The sequence below is a fragment of the Methyloceanibacter marginalis genome, from assembly GCF_001723295.1.
GTDB lineage: Bacteria > Pseudomonadota > Alphaproteobacteria > Rhizobiales > Methyloligellaceae > Methyloceanibacter > Methyloceanibacter marginalis.
In genome coordinates this window covers 1-1,939 of record NZ_LPWD01000293.1, presented here as the reverse complement: position 1 = coordinate 1,939, position 1,939 = coordinate 1, and the positions used below count along the sequence as shown (strand labels likewise).

Here is a 1,939-nt window from a genome sequence, read left to right as displayed (position 1 = left end):
TTCCGGAAAAGCGCCCTGGACAGGATAGGGCCCTTCTCGCTCGATTACCGCGTCGTCTCGGATCGGGACTTTCTGATGCGGGCGATCACGCGGGGCTTACTCACTGAGCCAGTTCAGCCCCTGGTCTACACCTATCGTCGGCACCACGCCTCGCTCTCCTTCTCGGGCGAGGCCGCCCAGCGGCCCGTCATCTGGCAGGAGCTCTTGGAGGTGGCGCGCCATTGGGCGGAAGCGGACGAGGCCTCGCCGGAGACGAAACGCGTCGCCAGGACCCTGGAGGGCCGCTGTCTCGGGCGGCTCGTGCAGAGCGAGCTTCGCGCCGGCCGGCCGATGCCTGGCGGCTCATCGCGCACGGCGAACGCGGGCTGCTCGGCAATCTCGCCGCCGTGGGCCACGGCTTGATCGACGCCACGGCCGCCAGGATTGCGGTTCCAGGCGGGTTGCGGTAGAGCACCCGGCAGACCTTAAGGCAACGGGCAGAGGGTTAACGTTTGCACCCGCGTTATCGCAAGACCTGCCGCGTTTGCGGTTCCAACCAGCTCACGCCCGTCATCGATCTCGGCGCCCAGTACCTACAGGGCTCCTTCGTCAAGCCGGGGATGCTGCTGCCGCCAATGCGCAAGTTGCCGACGCAACTCGTCCGTTGCGACGTGACCAAGGACGAGAACGGCTGCGGGCTCTTGCAGCTCGCGCATTCCTTCCCGCCGGAAATTCTCTACGCGAATTACTGGTACCGCTCCGGCACCAACGCCACGATGCGCGAGCACCTCAAGGGCATCGTCGAGAGCGCGATGTCGATCGTCGGGAGCCCTGAGCCCACCGTGCTCGACATCGGCTGCAACGACGGCACGCTGCTCGCCTACTACCCGAAGGGCTCGACCCGTTACGGTGTCGATCCCTCGGACGTGGCGAGCGAGATCGGCCCCGAGGTGACGGTGATCAACACCGTGTTCCCTTCGGAGCGAGCGCTGGCGGTGCTGCCCGAGCGGGGCATCGACGTGCTCACTTCGATCGCCATGTTCTACGATCTGGAGTCGCCGGTCACGTTCGCTAAACACGTTGCGAGATTGCTGTCCGACGACGGCATCTGGGTTCTTGAGATGTCGTATCTGCCGCTGATGCTGCTGCAGAACTCCTTCGACACGATCTGCCACGAGCATCTCGAATATTACAGTCTCACCGTGCTGGAGACGATCGCGGCGCGCGCGGGCTTACGCATCTTCCGCGTCGAAGTGAACGACATCAATGGCGGCAGTATCCGCTGCTACGCCTGCCACGACCTCAACAGCCATTACGGCACGGCCGAAGATCTGGCGATGATGCGACGCTTGCGCAGCCGGGAGTTTGAGATGGAACTCGACACCGACAAGCCATACGTGGCGTTCCAGAACCGGATCGAACAACTCAAGGCAGAGCTCAACACGGCCCTGTTCGACATCCGCGCGCGGGGAGAGACGGTCCACATCTACGGCGCTTCTACCAAAGGGAATGTGCTTCTCCAGTGGTACGGCATCAATCGGGTCATCGTCGATTGCGCCGCGGACCGCAACCCGCAGAAGGCTGGCTCCAAGACGCTCGGCACCGACATTCCGATCGTCACGGAGGGAGAGTCGCGTGCTGCGAAGCCGGACTACTATCTGGTGTTGCCGTGGCACTTCAAACGCGAGTTCCTGGAGCGCGAGCGCGATACCATCTTCGCCGGCACGAAGATGATCTTCCCGCTGCCCGAGGTGGAAATCGTGTCGAAGGACAATTACGAGCAGTCGCTCGCCAATGCTGCGCGGAGCGGGGAGCACCTGACGCAGCTGCTCTTCGGATGAGAGGGCCGCAATGGCCCCGCTCCCTCGTTCTCGGCGCCAACGGCCAAGACGGCAGCTACCTGGCGGAGACGCTGCTCGCGCGCGGACACGAGGTGGTCGGCGTCGGGCGCGGGCCCGAC

At 64.3% G+C, this 1,939-nt stretch carries 3 protein-coding genes; all 3 read left to right on the top strand.

The features are described from left to right. Positions 1–402: glycosyltransferase family protein (locus AUC71_RS19565; RefSeq protein WP_204376705.1), on the top strand; the 402-nt coding region annotated here is incomplete at its 5' end. 89 nt (positions 403–491) lie between these two features. Continuing rightward, a complete protein-coding gene (locus tag AUC71_RS11090; RefSeq protein ID WP_069624315.1) occupies positions 492–1,820 on the top strand; it encodes a class I SAM-dependent methyltransferase in 1,329 nt (442 codons plus the stop codon). Further along, positions 1,817–1,939, top strand: a 123-nt coding sequence (locus tag AUC71_RS18755; protein WP_141701620.1) for a GDP-mannose 4,6-dehydratase, incomplete at its 3' end; no start/stop codon positions are given. The genes AUC71_RS11090 and AUC71_RS18755, both read left to right, overlap by 4 nt.